Source organism: Ruegeria sp. CL7, from assembly GCF_056536445.1.
The window spans coordinates 105,841-129,364 of sequence record NZ_JBQFPQ010000001.1; the positions used below are offsets into that span (position 1 = coordinate 105,841).

Annotated in this window: 22 protein-coding genes; 12 read left to right on the forward strand and 10 right to left on the reverse strand. The window is 58.9% G+C overall.

Annotated features, from left to right (window positions below; all coding sequences use genetic code 11):
• Positions 1-34: 34 nt before the first annotated feature.
• From ACR0LI_RS00560 to trxB, 3 genes are all read right to left on the reverse strand, one after another.
• Positions 35-1,756 (reverse strand): bifunctional sulfate adenylyltransferase/adenylylsulfate kinase, encoded by a 1,722-nt coding sequence (locus tag ACR0LI_RS00560; protein WP_480717832.1) that lies wholly within the window; start codon positions 1,754-1,756, stop codon positions 35-37.
• A 196-nt stretch (positions 1,757-1,952) separates the two neighbouring features.
• Positions 1,953-3,644, reverse strand: coding sequence for an adenylate/guanylate cyclase domain-containing protein (locus ACR0LI_RS00565; protein ID WP_480717833.1), 1,692 nt, complete (start codon positions 3,642-3,644; stop codon positions 1,953-1,955).
• Between the two features lie 215 nt (positions 3,645-3,859).
• A complete protein-coding gene (trxB, locus tag ACR0LI_RS00570; protein ID WP_171634439.1) occupies positions 3,860-4,801 on the reverse strand; it encodes a thioredoxin-disulfide reductase in 942 nt (313 codons plus the stop codon).
• A gap of 227 nt (positions 4,802-5,028) precedes the next feature.
• Between trxB and ACR0LI_RS00575 the strand changes: the two genes are divergently transcribed.
• Complete coding sequence (locus ACR0LI_RS00575; protein WP_152458979.1) at positions 5,029-5,529, forward strand: Lrp/AsnC family transcriptional regulator; 501 nt, start codon at positions 5,029-5,031, stop codon at positions 5,527-5,529.
• A gap of 120 nt (positions 5,530-5,649) precedes the next feature.
• Here the strand turns inward: ACR0LI_RS00575 and ACR0LI_RS00580 are convergent, their stop codons facing one another.
• The 5 genes from ACR0LI_RS00580 to lgt form a co-directional block, all read right to left on the reverse strand.
• Positions 5,650-6,432, reverse strand: a complete 783-nt coding sequence (locus ACR0LI_RS00580) for a Hint domain-containing protein (protein WP_171722752.1) — start codon at positions 6,430-6,432, stop codon at positions 5,650-5,652.
• Positions 6,433-6,766: 334 nt separating this feature from the next.
• Complete coding sequence (locus ACR0LI_RS00585; RefSeq protein WP_256367481.1) at positions 6,767-6,895, reverse strand: hypothetical protein; 129 nt, start codon at positions 6,893-6,895, stop codon at positions 6,767-6,769.
• Between the two features lie 267 nt (positions 6,896-7,162).
• Entirely contained in the window at positions 7,163-7,921 is a 759-nt protein-coding gene (pgeF, locus tag ACR0LI_RS00590; protein ID WP_480492144.1) for a peptidoglycan editing factor PgeF, read from the reverse strand.
• A complete protein-coding gene (locus tag ACR0LI_RS00595; protein WP_480717834.1) occupies positions 7,918-8,985 on the reverse strand; it encodes a class I SAM-dependent methyltransferase in 1,068 nt (355 codons plus the stop codon). Before ACR0LI_RS00595 ends, pgeF begins: the two co-directional genes overlap by 4 nt.
• Entirely contained in the window at positions 8,982-9,869 is an 888-nt protein-coding gene (gene lgt / locus ACR0LI_RS00600) for a prolipoprotein diacylglyceryl transferase (RefSeq protein WP_480717835.1), read from the reverse strand. The genes ACR0LI_RS00595 and lgt overlap by 4 nt, the downstream gene beginning before the upstream one ends.
• A 97-nt stretch (positions 9,870-9,966) precedes the next feature.
• Here lgt and ACR0LI_RS00605 point away from each other — a divergent pair, with 97 nt between their 5' ends.
• The 5 genes from ACR0LI_RS00605 to ACR0LI_RS00625 all read left to right on the forward strand — a co-directional run bounded on the left by ACR0LI_RS00605 (position 9,967) and on the right by ACR0LI_RS00625 (position 13,173).
• Positions 9,967-10,215 (forward strand): accessory factor UbiK family protein, encoded by a 249-nt coding sequence (locus tag ACR0LI_RS00605; RefSeq protein ID WP_152458974.1) that lies wholly within the window; start codon positions 9,967-9,969, stop codon positions 10,213-10,215.
• A gap of 321 nt (positions 10,216-10,536) precedes the next feature.
• The gene (locus ACR0LI_RS00610; protein WP_152458973.1) at positions 10,537-11,037 is read left to right on the forward strand and encodes a type III secretion system chaperone family protein; all 501 of its coding nucleotides are present in this window, start codon (positions 10,537-10,539) and stop codon (positions 11,035-11,037) included.
• A 39-nt stretch (positions 11,038-11,076) separates the two neighbouring features.
• A complete protein-coding gene (gene proC, locus ACR0LI_RS00615) occupies positions 11,077-11,892 on the forward strand; it encodes a pyrroline-5-carboxylate reductase (protein WP_171634418.1) in 816 nt (271 codons plus the stop codon).
• Complete coding sequence (locus tag ACR0LI_RS00620) at positions 11,885-12,223, forward strand: tRNA-binding protein (RefSeq protein WP_171634415.1); 339 nt, start codon at positions 11,885-11,887, stop codon at positions 12,221-12,223. The genes proC and ACR0LI_RS00620 overlap by 8 nt, the downstream gene beginning before the upstream one ends.
• Positions 12,223-13,173 carry a 2-hydroxyacid dehydrogenase gene (locus tag ACR0LI_RS00625; RefSeq protein ID WP_480717836.1) on the forward strand — a complete coding sequence of 317 codons (951 nt, stop codon included), beginning with the start codon at positions 12,223-12,225 and terminating at the stop codon, positions 13,171-13,173. The genes ACR0LI_RS00620 and ACR0LI_RS00625 overlap by 1 nt, the downstream gene beginning before the upstream one ends.
• On the opposite strand, the gene ACR0LI_RS00630 is transcribed toward ACR0LI_RS00625, so the two are convergent.
• Positions 13,170-13,748, reverse strand: coding sequence for a thymidine kinase (locus ACR0LI_RS00630; RefSeq protein WP_171634409.1), 579 nt, complete (start codon positions 13,746-13,748; stop codon positions 13,170-13,172). The two genes, ACR0LI_RS00625 and ACR0LI_RS00630, sit on opposite strands and share 4 nt — an antisense overlap.
• Before the next feature lie 354 nt (positions 13,749-14,102).
• Here ACR0LI_RS00630 and ACR0LI_RS00635 point away from each other — a divergent pair, with 354 nt between their 5' ends.
• Both ACR0LI_RS00635 and ACR0LI_RS00640 read left to right on the forward strand, forming a co-directional pair.
• Entirely contained in the window at positions 14,103-14,564 is a 462-nt protein-coding gene (locus ACR0LI_RS00635) for a hypothetical protein (RefSeq protein ID WP_152458969.1), read from the forward strand.
• Positions 14,565-14,730: 166 nt separating this feature from the next.
• Positions 14,731-16,533, forward strand: coding sequence for a hypothetical protein (locus ACR0LI_RS00640; RefSeq protein ID WP_480717837.1), 1,803 nt, complete (start codon positions 14,731-14,733; stop codon positions 16,531-16,533).
• Between the two features lie 18 nt (positions 16,534-16,551).
• Here ACR0LI_RS00640 and ACR0LI_RS00645 read toward each other — a convergent pair whose 3' ends face one another.
• On the reverse strand, positions 16,552-17,676 hold the full coding sequence (locus ACR0LI_RS00645) for a beta-ketoacyl-ACP synthase III (protein WP_171722760.1): 1,125 nt from the start codon (positions 17,674-17,676) through the stop codon (positions 16,552-16,554).
• Between the two features lie 159 nt (positions 17,677-17,835).
• Between ACR0LI_RS00645 and ACR0LI_RS00650 the strand changes: the two genes are divergently transcribed.
• From ACR0LI_RS00650 to ACR0LI_RS00665, 4 genes are all read left to right on the forward strand, one after another.
• Positions 17,836-18,303, forward strand: coding sequence for a MarR family winged helix-turn-helix transcriptional regulator (locus ACR0LI_RS00650; protein WP_171634400.1), 468 nt, complete (start codon positions 17,836-17,838; stop codon positions 18,301-18,303).
• A complete protein-coding gene (locus ACR0LI_RS00655; RefSeq protein ID WP_210092729.1) occupies positions 18,300-19,337 on the forward strand; it encodes an efflux RND transporter periplasmic adaptor subunit in 1,038 nt (345 codons plus the stop codon). Before ACR0LI_RS00650 ends, ACR0LI_RS00655 begins: the two co-directional genes overlap by 4 nt.
• An 11-nt stretch (positions 19,338-19,348) precedes the next feature.
• Positions 19,349-22,390: an efflux RND transporter permease subunit gene (locus ACR0LI_RS00660; RefSeq protein WP_480717838.1), complete on the forward strand. Its 3,042-nt coding sequence runs from the start codon at positions 19,349-19,351 to the stop codon at positions 22,388-22,390.
• A gap of 248 nt (positions 22,391-22,638) precedes the next feature.
• Positions 22,639-23,499: a hypothetical protein gene (locus ACR0LI_RS00665; protein WP_171722763.1), complete on the forward strand. Its 861-nt coding sequence runs from the start codon at positions 22,639-22,641 to the stop codon at positions 23,497-23,499.
• Positions 23,500-23,524: the final 25 nt, after the last annotated feature.

A 23,524-nucleotide genomic window follows, 5' to 3' on the forward strand; every position in this document is an offset into this window, starting at 1 on the left:
CCGGGGACCGCCAAAACAAAGTCTGATGAGACTGTTAGCCGTTTGCTGCGATCAGGCCCATGCTTTCCAGTTTCAGCAGCACCTGATGGGCGCAGTTGTCGACCTCGACATTTTCGGTCTCGACCCGCAGCTCGGGGCTTTCCGGAACATCGTATGGGTCCGAGATGCCGGTGAACTCTTTGATCTTGCCCTCGCGCGCCAGCTTGTACAGACCCTTGCGGTCGCGGCGTTCGCATTCCTCGATGCTGGTGGCCACATGAACCTCGCAGAAGGCACCGAACTGTTCGATCTCTTCCCGCACGGCACGGCGCGTGGTGGCATAGGGCGCGATCGGGGCGCAGATGGCGATGCCGCCGTTCTTGGTGATCTCGGACGCCACATATCCGATGCGGCGGATGTTCAGGTCGCGGTGTTCCTTCGAGAAGCCCAGTTCCGAGCTGAGATTCTTGCGCACGATGTCGCCATCCAGCAGCGTCACCGGGCGGTCGCCCATCTCCATCAGCTTGACCATCAGCGCGTTTGCGATGGTCGACTTGCCCGAGCCCGAAAAGCCGGTGAAGAACACGGTGAAACCCTGCTTGGAGCGCGGCGGGAAGCGGCGGCGCAGTTCCTCGACCACTTCGGGGAACGAGAACCACTCGGGGATTTCCAGCCCTTCACGCAGGCGGCGGCGCAGTTCGGTGCCCGAGATGTTCAGGATCGTGACGTTGTCCTTGTCGAGAATCTCGTCATTCGGTTCGTACTGGGCGCGTTCCTGCACATAGACCATGTGCTTGAAGTCTACCATTTCAACGCCGATTTCGTCCTGGAACTGTCGGAACAGATCCTGCGCGTCATAGGGGCCGTAGAAATCCTCACCTTTGCTGTTCTTGCCGGGGCCCGCGTGGTCGCGGCCGACGATGAAGTGGGTGCAGCCGTGGTTGGCGCGGATCAGCCCGTGCCAGACGGCTTCGCGCGGGCCAGCCATGCGCATGGCCAGGTTCAACAAGCTCATAGAGGTGGTCGAAGCGGGGTACTTGTCCAGCACCGCCTCGTAACAGCGCACGCGGGTGAAATGATCGACGTCGCCCGGTTTGGTCATGCCCACGACCGGGTGGATCAGCAGGTTGGCCTGTGCCTCTTTGGCGGCGCGGAAGGTCAGCTCCTGATGCGCGCGGTGCAGCGGGTTGCGGGTCTGGAAGGCCACGATGCGGCGCCAGCCCAGCTTGCGGAAATAGGCGCGCAATTCGTTCGGGGTGTCGCGGCGCCCACGAAAATCGTAGTGCACGGGTTGTTGGATTCCGACCACCGGTCCGCCCAGATAGACCTTGCCGGCCACGTTGTGCAGATAGTTCACTGCCGGGTGGGCATCGTCATCGGCGCCAAAGACCTTCTCGGCCTCGCGGGACTTGTCCGGAGTCCAGCGGTCGGTCACGGTCATGGTGCCCAAGATCACGCCTTCCTGATCGCGCAGAGCGATATCCTGCCCAAGTTCGATCAGATCCGCGAAGTCTTTGCTGACATCCAATGTGATGGGCATTGGCCAAAGCGTTCCATCGGCCAGGCGCATATTCTCGACCACATTGTCGTAATCCGCTTCGCTCAGAAATCCCTTGAGCGGGTTGAACCCGCCATTCATCAGCAGTTCCAGGTCGCAGATCTGACGCGGGCTCAGATCCCAGCTGGTCAGGTCGGCCGCTTCCACCTTCAGCTTCTGCGCCGAATCGTATGACACATACAGTTCGGGGATCGGGGCCAGATTGCTTAACATCGTCATTGGAATTCTCTTGTCGCAGTGTTGATTTGCCAGTGGATATCAGGCGGTTTCGAGGCGTTTGCACCGACTGACAGGCGAAGTCCACAGGCGGGAATGTAACAAAGGAGGATATGCGCCGAATATTTTTGAATTGGAAGGAATTTCTAATTCACAAGTCAAATCGATGATCTGATCCTAACGATCAGAGGTTATTGCTTCATGCAGAGAATTCCTGTTCCTGTTTTGTGGCGTTCTGCTCAAGTGTGGATGCACGGGTGACGGGCAGGGCGGGAATCGGTTCAGACACGCCGCGCAGCTGGAACAATCTGATATCGTCCTGGGGCACGACTACACCGGCGGCCTCCAGCAACTCTTGCGAGACCAGCAGTTCGACCTGCAGCGCCTTGGTTTCGCTTTCCAGACGACTGGCGACATTGACGGCGTCGCCGATTATGGTTTTTGACGCATGGCCCGCGGCGCCGATCTCACCCACCACCAGATCCCCAAGATGCAGACCCATCCCGATGCGAATGCCGTGGCTGCCTTCGGCCTCGAGCTGTGCGTTGAATTCATCAAGGGCGTGACTGATGTCGATGGCGGCTTGCAACCCGGCACGGGCGGACGCCGCCGCATTCGGCTTTTCAAAAACGGCAAGCAGCCCGTCTCCCATATATTTGTCCACGACACCGCCTTCCTTGGTGATGGCAGGCACGACCGCATCGAAAAACCGGTTCAGCAGGAACACGATGTCATAAGGCAATTGGCCGGTCGTACGCGCAGTAAAGCTGCGCATGTCCAGAAACAAAACAGCCAACTGACGTTCCTGACCCTGGCTGGCATGCCCGCGTATGCGCCCGCCATCTGGCCTGAAAACCCGAAAAACGGTGGTGGGTTCCGTAGGGCGTATCTGGCAGGCCAGTCGCGTCTGCGGCGAGGCGCCCACAGCAGCAAGGCTGCGTGCTTCGACGTCGCCGGGCGGGGGCAGGGCGTCGTTGCCATCCTCTACGATGACTCGGCATGTGGTGCAGCGCCCCTTTCCACCGCACAGGGCGGCGTGCGGTACGCCGTTCACCTGCGAAATCTCAAGCAAAGTCATGCCTTTTTCCGCGACCACCTCGGGCCCTTTGGCGTAATTCACGCGCACCGAATGCCTGCGCCGCCACAGTTTGCGCCCGATGTAAACCAGACCCGTCGCCCCCAGAGACAGCCAGAAGATCAAAAGGCCATAGTCTTTTACACTGAACAGGGTCTGGAAGGTCTCGGGCGATGGCCAATTGTAGTGCTCGATATATTGCTCGCGCAGGAATTCATCAGCAAAGTCGGCCCATATGCGTCGACCTTCGGTCAGCAATCCGGCCAACGCGAATAATGGCACGAAAACCGCAACGCCGATCAGATAGGGCACGACCTGCGACCACCGCCGGGTCAGCCGCAGCCACATATGCAAACCGATGCAGCCGTGTATCCAAACAATCAGCAGCAAGGCGCTTTGCATCCATACGGCGATACTGGGCCACATCAGGATGATGATATATCCCATCTCGTCATTGACGTCATAGACTTCGTGCGCGACCCGCGTCTGCACGATGTGCGAGATCAGTTGCAGCGGAATCAGCAAACCCAGAACGACCTGCAACGCCGTGCTGAATGGCATGCGCAGGGTTCTGCGTTGCGCGATCGATGTCAGGGCCAGACCTGCATGCGTGAACAGGGCAGCATAGAAAAGCACGCTCATGACATCGTGGCGTGTGACGGCCTTTCGACCGTCCTGCATCCCGTGCAGGTAATCCGTGTGAAACAGGCCCAAGCCAATATTTATGAAATGAAAGAATGCGAACACAAACAACACAAGACCACTGACGATCCTGAGTCGGGTTGACCACCCGCCGCGCCAAAGAGCGTTGTTCAAATGTTCACCTGTTTTTCGCTTTTCCCTCAGCAATCCTGATACGCCGCTGGCTGGGGGTCAAGGGATTGGCAGGTGGCATCGGCTGCCGATCAGTGATTGCAGCGCAGCGTATGCTTTGCAGTGCCCCCTTAAACCCCGGGGGCACTGTACTGAAAAGGCTGACGGCCTTCGGATCTGAATTCACCGGGGCAGCCCTGCAAAATTCAGTCTTCGCGTTATTCGGTTTCCGCCAGGAACCGTTCGGCATCCAGTGCCGCCATGCAGCCCATACCGGCGCTTGTGACCGCCTGACGATAGACGTGATCGGTCAGATCGCCCGCTGCGAACACGCCCGGAACCGAGGTTTCCGTGCTGCCCGGTTTGGTGACGACATAGCCACCCATATGCGTTTCAAGCGTGTCCTTGACCAGCTCGTTCGCGGGTGCGTGGCCGATGGCAACAAACACGCCTTTACAGGGGATTTCAGTGATCTCTCCGGTTTTGACATGCTTGACGCGAACGCCCTCGACGCCCAGCGGCGCGTCGGTGCCGATCACTTCTTCCAACTCGTGGAACCACAGTGGCTCGATTTTGTCGTTCTTCATCAGCCGGTCTTGCAGGATCTTTTCCGCGCGCAGCTCATCGCGGCGATGGATCAGAGTCACCTTGCTGGCGAAATTGGTCAGGAACAGGGCCTCTTCCACGGCCGTATTGCCGCCGCCGATCACCACAATTTCCTGTCCACGATAGAAGAACCCGTCGCAGGTGGCGCAGGCTGAAACGCCAAAGCCCTTGAACTTCTCTTCCGACGGCAGGCCCAGCCACTTGGCGCGCGCGCCGGTCGCCAGAATGACGGCGTCCGCCGTATAGGTGGTGCCGCTGTCGCCCTTGGCGGTGAAGGGGCGCTGGCTGAGGTCCAGATCGTTGATGATGTCTCCGATCACTTCGCAACCCATGGCCTTGGCATGATCCTGCATCCGGACCATCAGGTCGGGGCCCTGTACCTCGGTGTCGCCGGGCCAATTCTCGACCTCGGTCGTTGTCGTCAGCTGGCCGCCGGGCTCGATACCCTGCACCAGGATGGGTTCCAGCATGGCGCGGCTTGCGTAAACGCCCGCAGTGTATCCTGCTGGCCCCGATCCGATGATCAGAACCTTGGTGTGTCGTGTGTCGGCCATGGTAACTCCGCTCGAATTGCCTGAATTGGGCTTTTGGCCCGTCGCCCCGATATAGCGACCGACAGACCCGGCTTAAAGCCCCTTACTGTTCAAGCCCATTCAAGCCACCTTGCGCAGGGTGAGGGCGAAATGAGAGATTTGAAAACAAAGAAAATTGCGCATGTACGAAACATTATTGCGCGCGCGTGGGGGGCTGATATAAGAACCGCAAAAATCAGGAGCATTTGATGGTCACGACTCGGCTGGATGATATCGACCGCAAAATTCTGGCGGAACTACAGGCAGACGGTCGGATGACCAATGTGGAACTTGCCAAACGGGTCGGAATTTCGGCGCCGCCCTGTCTGCGCCGGGTGCGCACCCTGGAAGAATCCGGCTATATCACCGGTTACCACGCCGAGGTGAATTCCCGCGAGCTGGGATTTGAAGTGCAGGTGTTCGCCATGGTCGGTCTTGACAGTCAAGCCGAGACCGAGCTGCGCGCGTTCGAAGAACGCTGCCGCGAATGGCCTCTGGTCCGTGAATGCCACATGCTGAACGGCGAGGTGGACTTCATCCTGAAATGCGTCGCACCCGATCTCAGCAGTTTTCAGCAGTTCTTGACCGGTGAACTGCTGACCACGCCAAATGTGGCCAGCGTCAAGACATCGCTTGTTATCCGCGGCGCAAAAGACGAGCCAGGCGTGCCGTTCGACGTTCTGGAAGAACGAATGAACCGGACGGCGTAACCCCCAGACGTTTTGCAGGTGCGGTGTTCGGTGGCAGCATGGCAGCCACCGCCAAGGATAGAATCCAACTTAGTAACAGCTGCATGATGCCCCCCATAATGCAGTAATCGCTATCGTTACTCAGGCTGTCATCGCGTCGATTTCTCCGTCCCCGGCGCGCGGCATCAGCAGCGGACCAAAATCGTTGAGCGACTCGATATGCGCAAACAGGTTCAGATAAACCGACCGCAAAGAGTGGCTGATCATCCGGACCGCGTTCACACCTGGGTGATACGTTTCGAACTGTAAACCATCTACCCGAATAACGGAATGCCGTTTCAGACAAATGTGAAACAGTTCAACTGGCGTCGGCGGCATTGTTTCAATCACACCCGTTCCATCCTGAAATTCGGACACAGGTGTCAGAATCGGGTCATTTCCATACAAATGCCGTAAATGCGTCGGTGTGCCCACGATCCGTGCCGCAGGCCCGGCGATTACACCCGACATCGGCTTTTGGATCCCGAATGTATCTGCCGTGACGCGCGTAAGCGGCCGCGTGCGGCCCCGCGAATCCGGACGTCCCGGGATCAGAGTGACAGATCCCTTCCACAGCACGGTTTCCGACGCGCCATCCTGAGTAAGGACAGTATCCCCCGGCATCAGGTCTTCGATGGCCATGGGCCCATGTTCCGTTTCAACCAGCGATCCGCGCGTGAAGGCACAAAAGGCGTCTTCGAACATTGGCAGGGCAGGCGCTATGTGTCTGGTCTGAACCACGTTTCCGTTTTTCAACAGGGTGCTGACTTCATACCGGCGCAGCTGGGCCTTTGGTTTCGCAACCGGTCGCGGTGCGTCCCGCAGCATGGCTGTCGTTTCGATCGCATTTCTGGCCGCACGGGCCAGTGAACTAGGAATAGTCATAAATATTCCTTCCCCTCAAATTGTCCGGTCAGGCGCGGCGTAACCCCGTACAGGCCAACCTGGCGAACTGGTTCTTTGTCTTGAAACAAATGGGTGACCCTTGGGCGGCGGTCGGTCGGACCCCGCATTGCGACAAAATCTCGCTTTCCAATGGTCAACACATTGACCCCCCAGACAAACTCGTACTTCACGGGCGAAAATTGCCCGCACACACACAACTCCTGAATCCGTCTCGACCCCCTCAGATCGCGACGCATCACACATCGGGCAGGAGCAAGCCCGAAGCGCGTTCACCCAATCGAGACCGGCAGCTTGGCCTCGGGGTGTTTCTGTCTCAGCGTCGTGCCGCGATGCGGCTGGCGACCCTGACAGAATGGCTTGATACCCGCTTCCACGGCATTTCCAGCTTCTGGCTCCGCGTGGCGGCAACCATGGCTTTGAGAAAGCGAGATTTGGTTTTCATTTTCTGGTCCTGCTCCGAACGGGTTTGTTTCCCGCATCCGTTATGAACCTTTTGTGACGCACGTTTGCGGCATGGATAAGGCTTATCCGGGATGTTTTGCAGACAAGAAATTTATACTCGGTCCATCCTTCCACTCAACACGCCAGCGTCCGAAACAAGGACGTCAGAAGACCATCTGATAGCTGGCAAAACTCGTTACGATTCTGAGTCCGGTAAACACAACAAATGTGGCGGAAAAGTGGCGCGACGCCTAAATCTGGGCCAAAATCACAATCTTATGACCGAGATCAACCGCCCGTAATCGGCCTCGTTTGCATGTGTTGTGCGGCGATATGAATAGAACCGGTCCGGGTCGGAATATGTGCAGTGCCGGGTCCATTCCGCCTGCCCGACACCGGCCTGCCGCAATCGGTGCAAACCAAAGGCGGGCAGGTCGAATTGCAGCCGGTCATCCTGTCCGTTCGCGAAGAACCGGGTGTTGTCTGGAGAATCGGCGATAAATGCGTCCAGAAACTCGGGGCCCACTTCGTAGGCGCGTTGTGAAATGCTGGGGCCGATGACGGCGTTGATATTCCGGCGTGCTGCGCCAAGCGCTTCCATGGCGTCCAGAGTCGCCTCAAGCACACCGTCGAGTGCGCCGCGCCAGCCCGCATGCGCTGCTCCGATCACATTGGCTGCGGGATCGGCAAACAGAACTGGCTGGCAATCTGCCGTCAAAATTGTCAGCGCCAGACCAGGTGTCGCCGTCACGACCGCGTCCGCGCGTGGTTTTTCACCTTCCAAGGGCTGTTCAACCGTCAGAACTGTTGGGGAATGAACTTGATGCAGGCCGATCATCGCCTCGGGCGCGACGCCCATCGCATCGGCAACCCGCCGACGGTTCAGTGCGACAATTTCGGTTTGATCAGACGATCCATAACCGCAATTCAACCCGTTGAAGATACCAGAGGACGCCCCGCCGCGACGGGTCAAGAACCCGTGACGAAATGGGGAAAGCAAGTCCGAAGTCAGAATTTCCAGTGTCATGGCTCTAATCCCGGCGGTGGTGCAGCATAGGCCGGATAGAGGCCCATCACCTTGAACAGATTTCCCATTTCGGCCGGATGCGTCAACCGGCGATGCGCGGCAGCCAGCGCGTCCAGCTCGGAACCGCTCAGCGACCGGGACAAAGCCTGCGCCCTGGCGGTTATGCCAAGCCGTTCCAGAAACACGCCCTGCGGTGTCAGGCGTGTGTGCCTGGCTCCACAGGCGCGGGTCGCAATGGCCAGAGGCTCAAAATCCACATGTGCCGTCAGGTCGGCCTGACCGGGTGACGCCAGCGGATCGGCGGGCTTGTGGTTTTGCAGGGCTTGCAGTGTATCGCCCAAAGAATGCCAGTCGCCATAATCGACGATCAGCGCGGCACCTCCGTGGCTGGCGATCCGACCGGCAATCACGGTCAGAATGGGGATCGCAGCCGCGCACAGCTCGACCAGATCACCATCCTTGGTGTCCGAAAGCCTGTCCGCCAGCGCCACTTGTGGCCCATTGGGCCCTCGCCCAAACAGCAATTCGCCGTCGCGCTCGCCGACCAGGCGTTCACTCCAGCCGTCACCGTCGCGCAGGAACTGCCGGACAGGCAGCGCGTCGAAGAACTCGTTCGCCACCAGCAGCAGTGGTTGGTCCGGCAACTCTGCGACCCTGTCAGCCCAGTTCGGTGTGTAACCCTTCAGGGTGTCCGCCTGCACCTGCTTCAGGGCAGGCGAGGCCTCGATCAGCACAATCCGGGCAGCATCGTGAAATCCCTGCACGGTTCGGGTGGCACGCAATATGTCACTCATCAGAGTGCCGCGCCCGGGCCCCAATTCGCACAGGGTGAATGGCGCGGGACGGCCCTGATCCATCCAGCATTGCGCAAGGCACAGCCCGATCAGTTCGCCAAACATCTGGCTGATTTCCGGTGCCGTGGTGAAATCCCCGTCAGCCCCCAACGGATCACGCGTCGTGTAATAGCCCAGCGTGGGATGCAGAAGGCATTCGGCCATGTAGTCGGCCACGCTCATCGGGCCATCCTGTCGGATGCGGGCGATCAGGTGATCGGTCAGGCTCATTTTGCCCGCCCTGCGCGCAAGACAAACCACAGGCCAAGCGCGATCATGGGCAATGACAGGATCTGGCCCATAGTCAGGCCATATCCGCCCACATGCCAGGCCAATCCCAGCGGATTGCCGGGCGACACGAACTGCGCATCCGGCTGGCGGAAGAATTCAACAATAAAGCGCGATGCGCCGTAACCGGCCAGAAACGTGCCCATGATCAGGCCGGGTTGCTGAAAGGCTCCCCGGCGATAGACCAGCCACAGCAACAACGCGCCCAGCAACACGCCTTCCAACGCCGCTTCGTACAGCTGCGAGGGGTGCCGGGCACACATTCCCGCAACCACGCCGGGGCAGTCCTGCGCGGCAAAACCGGGAAAGATGACGGCCCAGGGCAGCTCGCTCGGGCGGCCCCACAGCTCGGCATTGACGAAATTGGCAAGCCGCCCCAACAGAAGGCCGGGTGGCACGGTGTAGGCAACCAGGTCGCCCAGCGACAGGGCCGGAATCCGATGGTGCCGGGCAAACAGATACGAGGCCAGAATCACGCCCAGCAGCCCCCCATGAAACGCCATACCGCCCTGCCAGACCTTCACGATCTCAAGCGGATGCGACAGGTAATAGCCAGGTTGGTAAAACAGCACGAAACCAAGCCGCCCGCCCAGGATCACGCCCAGAATGATCCAGGTGACCAGATCCTCCAGTTGGCCCGGTTTCATCGGCGGGCCGTCCGCAGGCCACAGGGCAGGGCGGCGCAACGCCACGACTGCCAGCCGCCACGCAATCAGGATACCCGCGATATAGGCCAGCGCATACCACCTCAACGCGAACTCTATCCCGAACAGCGAGATCGAGAACAATTCGGGCGACAGATCGGGGAAATTCAGAACAGCCTGCATGTGCGTCTCATTGCCCGGGGTTTGCAGGGCAAGTCAACCTTGAGCCTGCGGCAATCTTTCCCCATATAGAGATCAACCGCGATACCGGAGTAAAGATATGCAAACCCGCAACAAGATACTGGACGACATGTCCCAGCTGATGACCAACGCCATGGGTGTCGCGCAGGGCGCGCGGGAAGAGGCCGAGAACGCGATGAAGTCGATGATCGACCGCTGGCTGGCCGACCGTGATTTCGTCACCCGCGAAGAATTCGATGCCGTCCGCGCCATGGCCCAGAAAGCGCGCGAAGAAAACGCCGCACTCGAAGCCCGCATTGCCGCACTCGAGGCGAAACTGGACAAGTAACGCCGCGGGCGTTCCCTGATTTCACAGTTTTGGACAAACTCTGCCGCCGCGCAATCCGACCGGGATTGTGCGGTGTCGTGCATTCTGACGTATTGCGGGATTTAATCAAGACAAAGCTGACCCGACAGCCAATATTTTGATCCACGTTGCCTTCTGTCCACAACTTATTGCTGTTATCCCCAACAAATAGGGTTGCCAGAACCCACGCCACATCGCACCATATTTAGTACAGGCCTATGGGGGAAGCCCGGTTTGTAGAGCAGGCAACTAGCGCTGGGGCGCTGCCAGCCCCAAGATGCTAGAGATTAGTGAGGTGGCATTATGGCCCTTTCCGAGCAGTATCTCGAAGAAGACATTCATCCGATCGACATTGTTGAACATCTGGCCGAACACCACGACTGGGATTTTGACCGCATTGGGGACGATCAGATCGCCATGGCTGTCGAGGGCCAGTGGCGGACGTATTCGATCACCCTCGCCTGGTCCAACTATGACGAAACGCTGCGGATGGTGTGTTCGTTCGAAATGGAACCACCGGCCGAGCGGGAAATGCAGCTCTATGAGCTGCTCAACAAGATGAATGATCAGTGCTGGGCAGGTGCCTTTACCTATTGGGCGAACCAGAAGCTGATGGTGTACCGGTACGGGTTAGTCCTTGCCGGGGGGCAGACAGCCAGCGCCGAGCAGATCGACACGATGATCACCGCTGCCGTCATGAGCGCGGAACGGTACTATCCGGCGATTCAACTGGTCACCTGGGGCAATCGAGAGCCAGAAGAAGCCATGCAAGTGGCCATTGCAGAGGCCTACGGCCGGGCGTAAAGCTTTGCCCCGAACCGACATGTAACGCGGGAGGGGCAAATGGACATGACGCGTGTGGCCGAACAGGGGCTTGTGCTTCTGGGGTGCGGAAAGATGGGGTCCGCAATGCTGGCGGGATGGCTGGAACACGGCCTCCCGCCAGCGTCCGTTTGGGTGATCGATCCGCACCCGTCCGACTGGCTGAAGGCGCAGGGCGTCAACATCAACACACCCTTGCCCGAAGCCCCTGCCGTGGTTTTGGTCGCGGTCAAGCCGCAGATGATGGGCGAGGCCTTGCCCGCCATTCAGGCGCTGGGCGGTGGCAGCACGCTGTTTGTTTCGGTCGCGGCGGGCACCTCGATTGCCACGTTCGAATCCGTTCTGGGCAGCGATACGCCGATCATTCGCGCCATGCCCAACACCCCCGCCGCCATCCGTCAGGGCATCACCGCGTTGATCGGCAACAGCCACGCCTCTGCCGAGGATCTGGCTCTGGCCGAAAACCTGCTGTCGGCGGTGGGTGAGACGGTTCGTCTTGAAGATGAGACGCAGATGGATGCGGTCACCGGCCTCAGCGGATCCGGTCCTGCCTATGTGTTCCATCTGATTGAAACACTTGCCAAAGCCGGCGAGGCGCAGGGCCTGCCGCATGACCTTGCGATGAAACTGGCCAAATCGACGGTGGCCGGGGCCGGCGCACTGGCGATGGCCGCTGACGAGGATCCGTCTCAACTGCGGATCAATGTAACGTCGCCGAACGGCACGACCCAGGCCGCGCTTGAGGTGCTGATGCATGAAGAACGCGGCTTCCCTGACCTGCTGCACCGTGCCGTCAAGGCCGCAACCGACCGATCCAAGGAGCTGTCACGTGAGTGAGATTTCTTTCGACGATTTTCTCAAGGTCGATATTCGTGTGGGCGAGGTGATCCGCGCCGAACCCTATCCCGAAGCCCGCAAACCCGCGATCAAGATGTGGATAGACTTTGGTGATGAGATTGGCGAACGCAAGACCTCGGCCCAGATCACCGCGCATTATGATCCGTCGACCTTGGTGGGCAAACAGGTCATGGCAGTGGTCAATTTCCCCCCTCGCCAGATCGGCAAGTTCATGTCCGAGGTTCTGGTGCTTGGCCTGCCCGATGACAGCGGCGAGATCGTTTTGATCGGCCCTGACGGTAAGGTTCCTACAGGCGGGCGGATGCACTGATGAAACTGCTGATCACGCGCCCGATGACTCCGGCAGTCGAATCGCGCGCCCGCGCCGATTTCGATGTCACCATCCGGGAAAACACCCTGCCCATGGCGCGGCAGGAGATGCTGGCCGCTCTGGCCGATTACGACGTGGTTGTCCCGACGCTGGGCGATCAGTTCTCGGCTCAGATCTTTGCCGAGGCCGGTCAGCCGCGCTGCAAGCTGCTGGCCAATTTCGGTGTTGGCTTCAACCATATCGACGTGGATGCTGCACGCACGGCCGGGATTGATGTAACCAACACCCCTGGCGCTGTCACCGACGCCACGGCCGATATCGCCATGACCCTGCTGCTGATCACAGCCCGGCGCGCCGGTGAGGGTGAGCGGCTGGTGCGGTCGGGTCAGTGGCAGGGCTGGCACCCGACGCAGATGTTGGGCCAACATGTGACCGGCAAGCGCGTGGGCATCGTCGGCATGGGCCGCATCGGGCAGGCCATCGCGCGCCGCTGTCATTTCGGGTTTGCTATGCAGGTGGCCTATCAGTCCCGCAATGCAAAAGATCTGGATTTCCCGGCGGAATTTACACCTGACCTTGAAGCCCTTGTCGCCTCGGTCGATTTCCTTGTGCTTGCGGTTCCCGGCGGTGCGGAAACCCGCCACCTGATCAATGCGCAGATTCTTCAGGCGATGAATCCTTCGGCCATTCTGGTCAATATCGCGCGGGGTGAGGTCGTGGACGAAGCGGCCCTGATCGCAGCGCTGCAATCGGGTCAGATTGCCGGGGCCGGGCTGGATGTCTATGAGTTCGAGCCCAAAGTGCCCCGGGCCCTTTGTGAAATGGAAAACGTCACCCTGCTGCCCCATCTGGGCACGGCCACCGAAGAGGTGCGCAGCAGCATGGGGCAAATGGCACTGGATAACGTGGCGGCATTTGTGGCGGGCGAGGCGTTGCCCAACCCGGTCTAGTCGCCCACCGCCTCGCGCCAGTGTTTGCGGCACAGCGAAACATAGGTCTCGTTGCCGCCGATCTGAACCTGGGCACCTTCGGTGATGGCGTTGCCGTTTTCGTCCTGACGTATCACCATCGTGGCCTTGCGTCCGCATTTGCAGATGGTGCGGACCTCGCGCATCTCATCAGCCAGAGCCAGCAGCGCGGCTGATCCGGGAAACAGCTTGCCCTGAAAATCCACCCGCAGCCCGTAGGCCAGCACCGGTACGTCCAGATCGTCGACGGCCCGGGCCAGCTGCCAGACCTGCGCTTCGGACAGGAACTGTGCCTCATCGATGAACACGCAGGTTACCGGACCGTCGCCCAGTCTGTTTCGGATCATCGCGAAGACGTCGTCGCCGGGCGTGAAGGTATCGGCCTCCTCCGAGATGCCGATGCGTGATGCGATCCGTCCGGCACCCGCCCTTCCGTCAATGGCCGCGGTCATCAGGTATGTCTGCATCCCACGCTCGCGGTAGTTGTGCGAGGCTTGCAGCAATACGGTCGATTTCCCCGCGTTCATGGTTGAATAGTTGAAATACAGCTTTGCCATGACGCGGGTCTAAAACGCTTGGGGAAAAGGAACAAGATACCAATCTTTTTGATGGAGCGACGTCGCCGTTGCGTTCGCAGAGGCCGAGCTACGCTCTAGGGGATGGAACCCCCACATCTGCAACAGCGACGCCGTCGGCCAACATGTGGCCAAAACGCAGCAAGGCTTAACAATATCACCCCGCAATCACTCATTACCGGCTTGAACTGCCGCCACTCACTCACAAAATCCCCCGCATATCTGAGGGATAGCCAATGTATGACATTTCAATTATGACTTGGTTATGGGAAATTTACCCACGCTTTCCCCCGTTTGGACATCGGGCAGGCGTTTGCAGGTAACAAAGGTAAAACAATGGCAGATATCGGGGCCTATCTGAAAAAACACACAGAAGCGCTGGTCAAGGATGTTGGAATCGAAGCCGCGTGTGAAATTACGGGGAAATCCAAAGCCACTTTGGGACGATACTATTCCGACAATGCTGAGCACGAGGACAGGTTCATGCCTGTGGACGCGGTGGCCCGCCTTGAAAACGCGGCGACTTACCCGCACGTGACGTCGGCTTTGGCGGATCTGAAGAACATCACCTTGTCCTATAGCGACCGCAACACCTCTACCCCCCGCACCGGTGGCGTCAATTCGGATGTCATTGCGCTGAGCCAGCGGTTTGCGATGTTGATGACCGAGTATCAGGCCGCAATCGAAGACGGAATCATCACCGTCAACGAAGCCAAACGGTTGCTGAAAGAAACCAGTTTGCTGCAACAGGTTCTGATCGAGATGAAGCTGCATCTGGAAGAAGAAAGCGTCAGCTAGCCGGGGTCAGGAACCGTTGCGCTCATGACCGGCCAGTTTTCGCCTGTGCGGCTTACCTGTTTTCATGCTCGAAAAGTCAGAAACGCTGACTGTGCCTGTTGCCTCAATTCAGTCACGTCTGTCTTGTAAGGTCCGTCGCGGGCAAGATCGTCAAGGGCAGAGAACCATGCAGAAATCGCAGGGAACATACAGGATTTTCGCAGACCGGGTGGTTCTGCGATTTTTTGTATGCGCCTATGTGGCACTTCTGGTTCTGATGACCCTGAGTGGTCATCAGGATGGCTCTGACGACGTGATGCGCTGGGTGGTCGTGCAGGATCTGTTGCAGGGGCAGGGCTGGTTCGACAACCATCAGTATCGGCTGGGTCCCGAGGGCGGTACATTGATGCATTGGTCCCGATTGATCGACGCGCCGATCGCCTTGCTCTACGGAACATTCGGTTTGGTTTTGCCGCCCGATACGGCCCTTCAGGTGACGGCATTCGCCTGGCCCTCACTTTTGGCCGGCCTGGCCTTGTGGGCCTTTGCGGTGACAGGCAGCGTTTTGGGCGCGCGGGAAGGCGCTGTTTCGGCACTGGTTGTGGGTGTGCTGGCGCTCGAACACTCCAGGAAGTTCGACTATTTTTCGTTTGATCACCACAATGCTCAGATTCTTCTGTTCGCCACGGCCCTGATGCTGTTTGCGTTGCGCAGGGACAAACCATATGCCGGATGGCTGCTGGGTGCCTGCCTGGCGCTTTCGGTGTCGATAGGCACCGAATCGATATTACAGATCGCACTTGTCGCCGTGTTTTTTGCCATTGACTGGATCGTCAACGGTGAACCGACCCGTCGCCGGACCATGGCATTCGGTATCGGGCTGGTCGTGACGCTTGTACTGACCAGCCTTGCGACAACGGGACACGAGGCCTTTCTGTTTCCAAGCTGTGACGCCCTGACTCTCAGCGTGGCGTTGCCGGCGAGCGTTGCCGCGGCGGGGCTTTGCATTGTGGCCTGGATCGGGTCTGGCTGGTCACTTTGGGGCCGGGTCGGCGCATGTGTTGCAATTGGCGTGGTGACATTGGCCTGCGCTTACGATTTCGCCCCGCATTGTCTCAGCAATCCGATCGAAGCCCTGCCTCAGGACATGCGCGACTATTGGCTGAGCCAGGTGGCGGAAGCCCAGAAAATCAACGTCACTCTGCAACGGCACCGGGGCGAAGCGCTGGCCCTGATCGCGATGTCGATCCTGTGCGTGGCAGCCGCCCTGATCTTTGCAGTCAGATCGCCCTTCAGACTGGAATACGCCCTGTTTCTGGCCCTGATCGTGACCGGCCTGGTGGTGTTCCTCTATCAGTCCAGAATGATGACATTCCTGGGCGTTTCGCTGGTGGCTGTCCAGGCGCAGATCCTGCGTGTCCTATACACCTCTTATGCAAGCAGTCGCCGCGCGATGTCAGGGCTTGCGATGGTTGCTTTCATCCTCTGCATCTCGCCGAAAACCGGCGCCAGCATCGATGAGCAGTTGGGGCGCTTTGCCGAGCCGTCCTTTGCCGCATCCGCGATGCCGGCCCGACAGTCACAGCAAAATTCGGGGGCATCCTGCAAAACGCCCGAAGCCTATGCAGCCCTGCATGGCCTGCCAGCCGGCAGAGTTCTTGTTGATTTCGACTTTGCCGCGAACGTGCTGCGCCATACCGACCATTCCGTATTGGCGGGCAATTATCACCGGAATCAGGCTGGAATTCTGGCGCAGATCAAACTGTTCCGATCGGACGCCGACCAGATCGGATCACGCCTGACCGAGCTGGACGTGGATTACGTCATGCTCTGCACGTCCGCACCGCGCGCCGAATTCTGGTCCTGGGCGTCACAGGGCCGTGGTTTGCAACCGCGATTGATTGCGGGGGAAATCCCGGCCTATCTCAGACGGATACAAGCTGCGGAAGGTACAGCCTTTCAGGTCTTTCAGGTGAGTGGGGCAGGCTAGGCCACACAAGATCAACCGTCAGGCGTGGCGCTTCACGATCACCGAACCGACGGAATACCCGGCGCCGAAGGAACAGATCAGGCCCAGATCACCTTCCTGCAAGTCGTCGGAATACTTAGAAAACGCGATGATCGACCCCGCAGAAGACGTGTTGGCATAATCCTGAAGGATGTTGGGTTGCTCGCCCGGCTCGGGTTCGCGGCCCAGAACTTTCTTGCCGATGAAGTCGTTCATCGTCTTGTTGGCCTGATGCAGCCACAGGCGTTTCAGATCAGAGTTTCTGACCCCTTCGGCATCCATGTGGTCGCTGATATGCTTGCTGACCATCGGCAGTACTTCCTTGAATACTTTCCGACCGTTCTGCATGAACTGCATGTCGCGCCGGTCGGTCAGCCCGTCAGGGCGCGAGCGGCGCAGAAAGCCGTTGTTGTTGCGGATATTGTTGGAAAACGCAGTAGCACAGCGGGTCGACAGGATTTCGAAATGCGGGCCTTTGGCGTCTTCGATCCGCTCGATCAGCGTTGCCGTCGCCACATCGCCAAAGATGAAATGACAATCCCGGTCGCGCCATTCCAGATGGCCCGAGCAGATCTCGGGGTTGACCACCAGCGCCGCTCGCACCGATCCAGACCTCACCATATCCGCCGCGGCCTGAATGCCGAACGTGGCCGAAGAACAGGCGACGTTCATGTCAAAGCCGAACCCGTTGATCCCCAGTTCCTGCTGAATTTCGATCGCAATCGCCGGATAGGCGCGCTCGTGGTTCGAGGCCGCGCAGATTACCAGATCGACATCCGCCGCTGTGCGCCCCGCCTGCGCCAGCGCCTTCCTGCAGGCATCCACTGCCATCTCGGTCATGATCCCGGGCTCGTCATCGCTGCGCTGGCGCAGCGTCGGGTGCATCACGTCCGGGTTCAGCACCCCGGCCTTGTCCATCACGTAGCGGTTTTCGATCCCCGACGCCTTGACGATGAACTCTTCCGAGGAATGCTGCATCGCCTCCATCTGCCCGGCGGCGATGGCTTCGGCATTCTTCGCGTTCTGTTTGTCGGCATAAGCGTTGAATGCTTCGACAAGCTCGGCATTGGTGATGACGTTTTCCGGCGTGAAGACACCGGTACCGGTGATGGCGGGGGTATACATGGCGAGCCCTGAGTGTTTCGGATTTGCCCAAAATGCAGTCACGGTGTGATTTGATCAAGGTATGTTGACCTAAGGGAATGTGCATAAAGCTGTAGCTTCATATCTTGAATAGTTCAGAAACTGAAGTATATGACCGCTCCAAACGCGCGGAGATCCCCGATGCCCGACGATATCAGCACCAGGCTTGGCCGCCTCAGCCCCGAGATTCAGGCGATCATGGGCGTCTATGCCCTGTACTGGAAACTGGAAGAGACCTTCGACTGTATCGAAACAGACCTGAGCCACCCCGAATGCCATATGCTGATCAAGCTGGATCAGCCGAAACGCATGGGGGTTCTGGCTGCAGATATGCTGAGTGTACCGTCCACAATCACCGCCACCGCGGATTCGCTGGAAAAAGCCGGCTATCTCATGCGCGAGCGTGACCCCGAAGACCGCCGCGCCTGGTTGCTGGTGCTGACCGAGCGTGGCGAAGAAGCCCGCAACATGCTGGTGGCCGAGGCCGGAGACCTTTTTCACAGGGCCTCGGGCCTGAACGACGAAGAAACAGCCGAATTCGCGCGACTGGCGCGCAAAATCCGTGACAACGTTTTGAAAACGGGAATTCCCGAGGGACTGAAGAAATGAAACTCCTGACCTCTCTGGGCCTTGCACTGGCCGTTCTGGCAACTCCGATTACCGCTCAAGATACTCCGAAACCGGTCAAGCTGATGCAGGTGCACGAAACAACGCCCGGCTTCACCCGCCAGTTCTTCGGTCGTGTTGCCGCGCGGCAGACGGTCGATCTTGCCTTTCAGGTTGCCGGTCAGATCGTCGAAATGCCGGTCAACGAAGGGTTTGTCATCCCCAAAGGCGGCCTGATTGCGCGACTGGATCAGGAGCCGTTCGAACTGCGGCTTGAGCGGGCGCAGCTGCAAAAGGAACAGGCCGACCGAACCGTCGCACGCCTGTCGCGTTTGCGGGGCACCACGGCCAGCCAGGTGGCGGTCGATGACGCGGAGACCGAAGCGCAACTGGCCGCGATCGCACTGCGCGATGCCGAATACGAACTGGAACACGCGACTCTGACCGCACCATTTGACGCGCTGGTCTCCAGCCGCGCGGTCGAGGCTTTCACCACCGTATCGGCGGGCACGCCGATCGTCCGCATCCACGACATGTCCGAACTGCGCATCGAGGTGGACGTGCCCGAGATCCTGTTTCAACGCTCGGGCCAGAACGACGATATCACCATCACCGCCAAATTCCCCGTAAGTGATGAAGTCTTCCCGCTGGAAATCCGTGAATTCGACGCTGAAACCTCAAGTGTCGGGCAGACCTTCCGCATTCAGTTCGGCCTGACCCCGCCCGAGGGGCTGCAAATTCTTCCCGGCTCGTCCGTCACCGTCAACGTAAAGGTCCGGGATGAGCGCACAGGCATCGTCGTGCCGGCGACGGCCGTCATTGCGGATGCAACAGGTGAGCTTAGCGTCATGGTGTTTTCTCCCGCTGGCGCGGATGAAGGCACGGTCCGCCGCGTTCCGGTGACAATCGAACCCACGCAGTCGGGCGATGTTCGGGTGTTGAAAGGCTTGTCCGACGGTGACGAAGTTGTTGTGGCTGGCGGTGCTGTGCTGACAGACGGTCAGTCCGTGCGCCGGTTCACCGGCTTCGCGAACTGAGGGGCAGACAGATGAACATCGCACGCGCCTCGATTGATCGACCGCTTTACACATGGCTGATCATCCTCATTGCCCTCTTTGGTGGCATCTGGGGATTCACGTCGCTTGGTCGCTTGGAAGACCCGGCTTTCACCATCAAGAACGCGGTCATCGCCACGCAATATCCCGGTGCCACGGCGGAACAGGTGGCGCTTGAAGTGTCCGAACCCCTTGAATCCGCGATCCAGCAGATGGGCGAGGTGGATGTCATAACTTCTGTCAACCAACCCGGACAATCGCTGATCGAAGTAGAGATCAAGTCGACCTACGACGGCACCGAACTGCCCGATATCTGGACCCGCCTGCGGGCCAAGGTGCGCGATGCTGCCCGCGGGCTTCCGTCGGGTGTCAGCCAACCCTATGTGAATGACGGGTTCGGTGATGTGTTCGGCCTGTTCTATGCGGTGACTGCCGAAGGGTTTTCGGACGCCGAAAAGCATGAACTGGCAACGTTTCTGCGTCGCGAACTGCTGACAGTGGACGGCGTCGCCGATGTCGAGGTTCAGGGCCTGCCGGACGAGGCGATTTTTGTAGAGCCCGATCTGGCGATCTCGGTGAACCAGAACGTCCCGCTGCAAGCGATCAACGAAGCCATAGCCAACGCGGATTCGGTGAATTCCTCGGGGTCTTTGCGGTCTGAAGATGCCCGCACCACCATTCTGACGGCCGAGGGTTCGGACAGTGTCTCGGCCATTGCGGGCCTGTCTGTCGGTTCGCAAGGGCAGGTGATCAACCTGTTCGACATGTCCGATGTCTATCGCGCCCGTCAGAACGATCCGGACATCATGATCCGCTATAACGGGACCGAAGCCTTTACCCTCGGTATCGCTGGTCTGGCGACGGAAAACATCGTCGAGGTCGGCAAGCGAGCTGACGCCAAATTCGCCGAGCTGGATGCGAATATCCCCTTCGGTGTCGATATTCTGCCGATCTATCAGCAACATGTGGTGGTCGAACAGGCCTCGAACAACTTTCTCGTGAACCTTGCCATGTCGGTGGCCATCGTGGTCGCCGTTCTGGGCATCTTCATGGGCTGGCGCGCGGCCATTGTTGTCGGTTCGACCCTGTTGCTGACCGTGGTCGGCACGCTTCTGTTCATGTCACTATTCTCGATTGAGATGGAACGGATTTCCCTGGGTGCGCTGATCATTGCCATGGGTATGCTTGTGGACAATGCCATCGTGGTGGCCGAAGGGATGCAGATCGCGATGTTGCGTGGCCAATCCTCGCGCGATGCGGCTGAGGATGTGGCGTCCAAAACCCAGATCCCCCTGCTTGGGGCCACCGTGATCGGCATCATGGCCTTTGCCGGGATCGGGCTCAGCCCGGATGCGACGGGCGAGTTTCTGTTTTCCCTGTTTGCGGTGATCGGCATTTCGCTGCTGCTCAGCTGGATACTTGCCATCACGGTCACGCCTTTGCTGGGGCACTATTTCTTCAAGCAGGGCAAGGAGGGTGAGATCGACGCCTACGGGGGCATCCTGTTCCGCACATATGGCGCGATCCTGCGGTTTGCGCTCCGCTTCCGGTGGCTGGTTGTTGCGGGTCTCATCGGCGTAACCGTTGCGTGCTATGCCGGGTTCGGGTTGATGAAACAACAATTCTTCCCCAACTCGAACACGCCTTTGTTCTTTGTGCATTACAAGCTGCCTCAGGGCACGCCGATTGCCCGCACGGCTCAGGACATGGCGGTATTCGAAGATTGGCTGACCCAACGCGATGACGTGGTTTCGGTCACGACATTCGTCGGTCAGGGGGCAACCCGGTTCATGCTGACCTATTCGGCGGAAAAACCGAACCCGAGCTATGGTCACATGATCATCCGCACGGAAAGTCTGGATAACATCCCGGCCTTGCAGGCGGATCTGGAAGCGTTCGGGTCGGTCCAGTTCCCCGAAGGCGAGTTCGGAACCAAGCGCCTGGTGTTTGGCCCCGGTGGCGGTGATCCGATCCAGGCCCGGTTCTCGGGCAGCGATCCGGTGGTCCTGCGTCAACTTGCGGATGAGGCCGTGCAGCGCATGGCGGCGGCGTCGCCCAACGCGCTGCTCGTTCATCATGACTGGCGCGAACAGGAACTGGCGGTGCAGCCGATCTATGCCACAGAACGGGCCCAGACCGCGGGTGTTACGCGCGAAGACATTGCGGCCACGCTGCAATTTTCGACCGATGGCATCACGGGCGGTGTGCTGCGGGAACGTGACCGCCTGATCCCCATCATCTTGCGTCGTCCGGCGGACGGAGATTATTCCATCGTCGATCAGGTGGTGTATTCGGACCAATCCGGGAAATTTGTACCAATCGAACAGATGGTCGATGGATTCGAGTACAAATCCCTCAATACGCTGGTTCATCGCCGCGATCGTGTTCTGACCATCACCGTCGGCGCGGACATCCCGCCCAACCTGACGGCGGCTCAGGTACACGCCGAAGTTCGGGACGCCATCGAGGCAATCGAATTACCCCCCGGATACAAGATGGAGTGGGGCGGTGAGTTCGAAAACTCGCGTGACGCGCAGGAAAGCCTGGGCAAACAGTTGCCGTTGAGCCTGCTGATCATGGTGCTGATCTCGGTTCTGCTGTTCAACGCGATCCGACAGCCGATCATCATCTGGCTGCTGGTTCCGATGTCGGTCAACGGCGTGGTCATCGGCCTGTTGGGCACAGGGCTGCCCTTTACCTTCACGGCCCTTCTGGGCCTGCTCAGCCTGTCGGGCATGCTGATCAAGAACGGCATCGTTCTGGTGGAAGAGATCGACCTGGTTCGCGCCACGGGCAAACCCTTGCGCGCATCCATCGTCGAAGCCTCGGTCTCGCGTTTGCGTCCTGTGATGCTGGCTGCGATCACCACTATTCTGGGCATGGCGCCGCTGCTGACCGATGCGTTCTTCGTCTCGATGGCGGTGACGATCATGGGCGGGCTGGCTTTTGCGACCGTCCTAACAATGGTCGCCGCGCCGGTGTTCTACCTGCTTTTCTTCGCGGGCGATGAAAAACGCGAACTTGCAACGGTGTGATCCCTTTTCAAGATTGCAATGGAATCCCAGCTAAAACACACCGATCCTTGTGTGCCAGTTTAATCGTACCGAACCATTCAAAGTGACTCAGATCAGAAGGCGTCGGGAGGGTCGTAGAATGGTCGCCTGAGGGGCGGCCTGCATGGAACTCGTTGTTTGACGATGGTCGCCGCTCATCGAGAAACGCAAGGCTTGCCAGGCTCTTCTTCATTTGCTTCAGCGTGTTAGGAATTTGCACGAGGAATTCAATGGATAACAAAATTGGCGTGGCGGGCGTCGCTGGGGGGTTGGTCGGTATAGGGACCTTGTTATACACATACATTGATGGGGAACGAGCCAACGCGCGTGAGCAGGATTTGGGATTTAGCCAGTTTGCTGCAAAAATTTCTCGTCTCGAGGCAGATCTTGAACAAATAGACGAAGAACTCACTTTAAAGGATCAAGAGATTTCTTCGTTGCGCGACGCATTGAGTGCCATCAGCGAACGAGCACCGGTTGATCTTACGTTGCTGGAAAAACGCCTTAGCGATCTTGAGGAACAGCCTGTCGGGCAAGGACAAGCCGCTTCTGTAGAGGCTGTGGCAGCTTTTTTAGTACAGAACCACTTGGATGAGCTGCGCGGACCACAGGGACTGGCAGGTCCGCAAGGCCCGGTGGGTCCAAAGGGGGAAGCCGGGGCTGCTGCTAGCTCGGCGGCACTGAATCCGCGCGCTCCTATCGAAGTCACTGGCGACTTTTCGACAGATTTTGAACCGCAGTATTTCGGGTCGACCAAAGCGAACCTCGTGGGATGTGCAGGAAAGGGCGTGCGGGTTTCCTGCACCATGCTTTTGGAACCGGAAGATGCCGCGTCATATCACTTTCAGGCCAGAGGAGACAAAATTCGCCTGGCATTGCCGACGGCGGAATGGGTCCAGGCGAAAGAATTCAAAGTTGGTTCACAAAAAAACTGGGTTGTCGGGGGCAATTTGTCCGCGGGTATCCCCCAGCGTGTAGATATTGCTTTCGACCTGCCGAGCGGTGGGCACAAAGGATTTCTGGCATTGGAAGTTTTTGAAGGTCAAAGCAGATCAACCGCCGTTTGGAAAGACATCCCTTTGGCAGAATGATGAGGAAGCTCTGGAGCATATCCAG

Excerpts from the sequence above, each read along its gene's own strand:
- trxB (WP_171634439.1), bottom strand. The coding sequence starts at position 4,801 with ATGGCCGACACACGACACACCAAGGTTCTGATCATCGGATCGGGGCCA.
- proC (WP_171634418.1), top strand. The coding sequence starts at position 11,077 with ATGGACATGACGCGTGTGGCCGAACAGGGGCTTGTGCTTCTGGGGTGC.
- ACR0LI_RS00645 (WP_171722760.1), bottom strand. The coding sequence starts at position 17,676 with ATGTATACCCCCGCCATCACCGGTACCGGTGTCTTCACGCCGGAAAAC.
- ACR0LI_RS00575 (WP_152458979.1), top strand. The coding sequence starts at position 5,029 with ATGGTCACGACTCGGCTGGATGATATCGACCGCAAAATTCTGGCGGAA.
- ACR0LI_RS00650 (WP_171634400.1), top strand. The coding sequence starts at position 17,836 with ATGCCCGACGATATCAGCACCAGGCTTGGCCGCCTCAGCCCCGAGATT.
- ACR0LI_RS00665 (WP_171722763.1), top strand. The coding sequence starts at position 22,639 with ATGGATAACAAAATTGGCGTGGCGGGCGTCGCTGGGGGGTTGGTCGGT.
- ACR0LI_RS00660 (WP_480717838.1), top strand. The coding sequence starts at position 19,349 with ATGAACATCGCACGCGCCTCGATTGATCGACCGCTTTACACATGGCTG.
- ACR0LI_RS00585 (WP_256367481.1), bottom strand. The coding sequence starts at position 6,895 with ATGAAAACCAAATCTCGCTTTCTCAAAGCCATGGTTGCCGCCACGCGG.
- ACR0LI_RS00580 (WP_171722752.1), bottom strand. The coding sequence starts at position 6,432 with ATGACTATTCCTAGTTCACTGGCCCGTGCGGCCAGAAATGCGATCGAA.
- ACR0LI_RS00605 (WP_152458974.1), top strand. The coding sequence starts at position 9,967 with ATGCAAACCCGCAACAAGATACTGGACGACATGTCCCAGCTGATGACC.
- pgeF (WP_480492144.1), bottom strand. The coding sequence starts at position 7,921 with ATGACACTGGAAATTCTGACTTCGGACTTGCTTTCCCCATTTCGTCAC.
- ACR0LI_RS00635 (WP_152458969.1), top strand. The coding sequence starts at position 14,103 with ATGGCAGATATCGGGGCCTATCTGAAAAAACACACAGAAGCGCTGGTC.
- ACR0LI_RS00630 (WP_171634409.1), bottom strand. The coding sequence starts at position 13,748 with ATGGCAAAGCTGTATTTCAACTATTCAACCATGAACGCGGGGAAATCG.
- ACR0LI_RS00625 (WP_480717836.1), top strand. The coding sequence starts at position 12,223 with ATGAAACTGCTGATCACGCGCCCGATGACTCCGGCAGTCGAATCGCGC.
- ACR0LI_RS00610 (WP_152458973.1), top strand. The coding sequence starts at position 10,537 with ATGGCCCTTTCCGAGCAGTATCTCGAAGAAGACATTCATCCGATCGAC.
- ACR0LI_RS00560 (WP_480717832.1), bottom strand. The coding sequence starts at position 1,756 with ATGACGATGTTAAGCAATCTGGCCCCGATCCCCGAACTGTATGTGTCA.
- ACR0LI_RS00655 (WP_210092729.1), top strand. The coding sequence starts at position 18,300 with ATGAAACTCCTGACCTCTCTGGGCCTTGCACTGGCCGTTCTGGCAACT.
- lgt (WP_480717835.1), bottom strand. The coding sequence starts at position 9,869 with ATGCAGGCTGTTCTGAATTTCCCCGATCTGTCGCCCGAATTGTTCTCG.
- ACR0LI_RS00595 (WP_480717834.1), bottom strand. The coding sequence starts at position 8,985 with ATGAGCCTGACCGATCACCTGATCGCCCGCATCCGACAGGATGGCCCG.
- ACR0LI_RS00640 (WP_480717837.1), top strand. The coding sequence starts at position 14,731 with ATGCAGAAATCGCAGGGAACATACAGGATTTTCGCAGACCGGGTGGTT.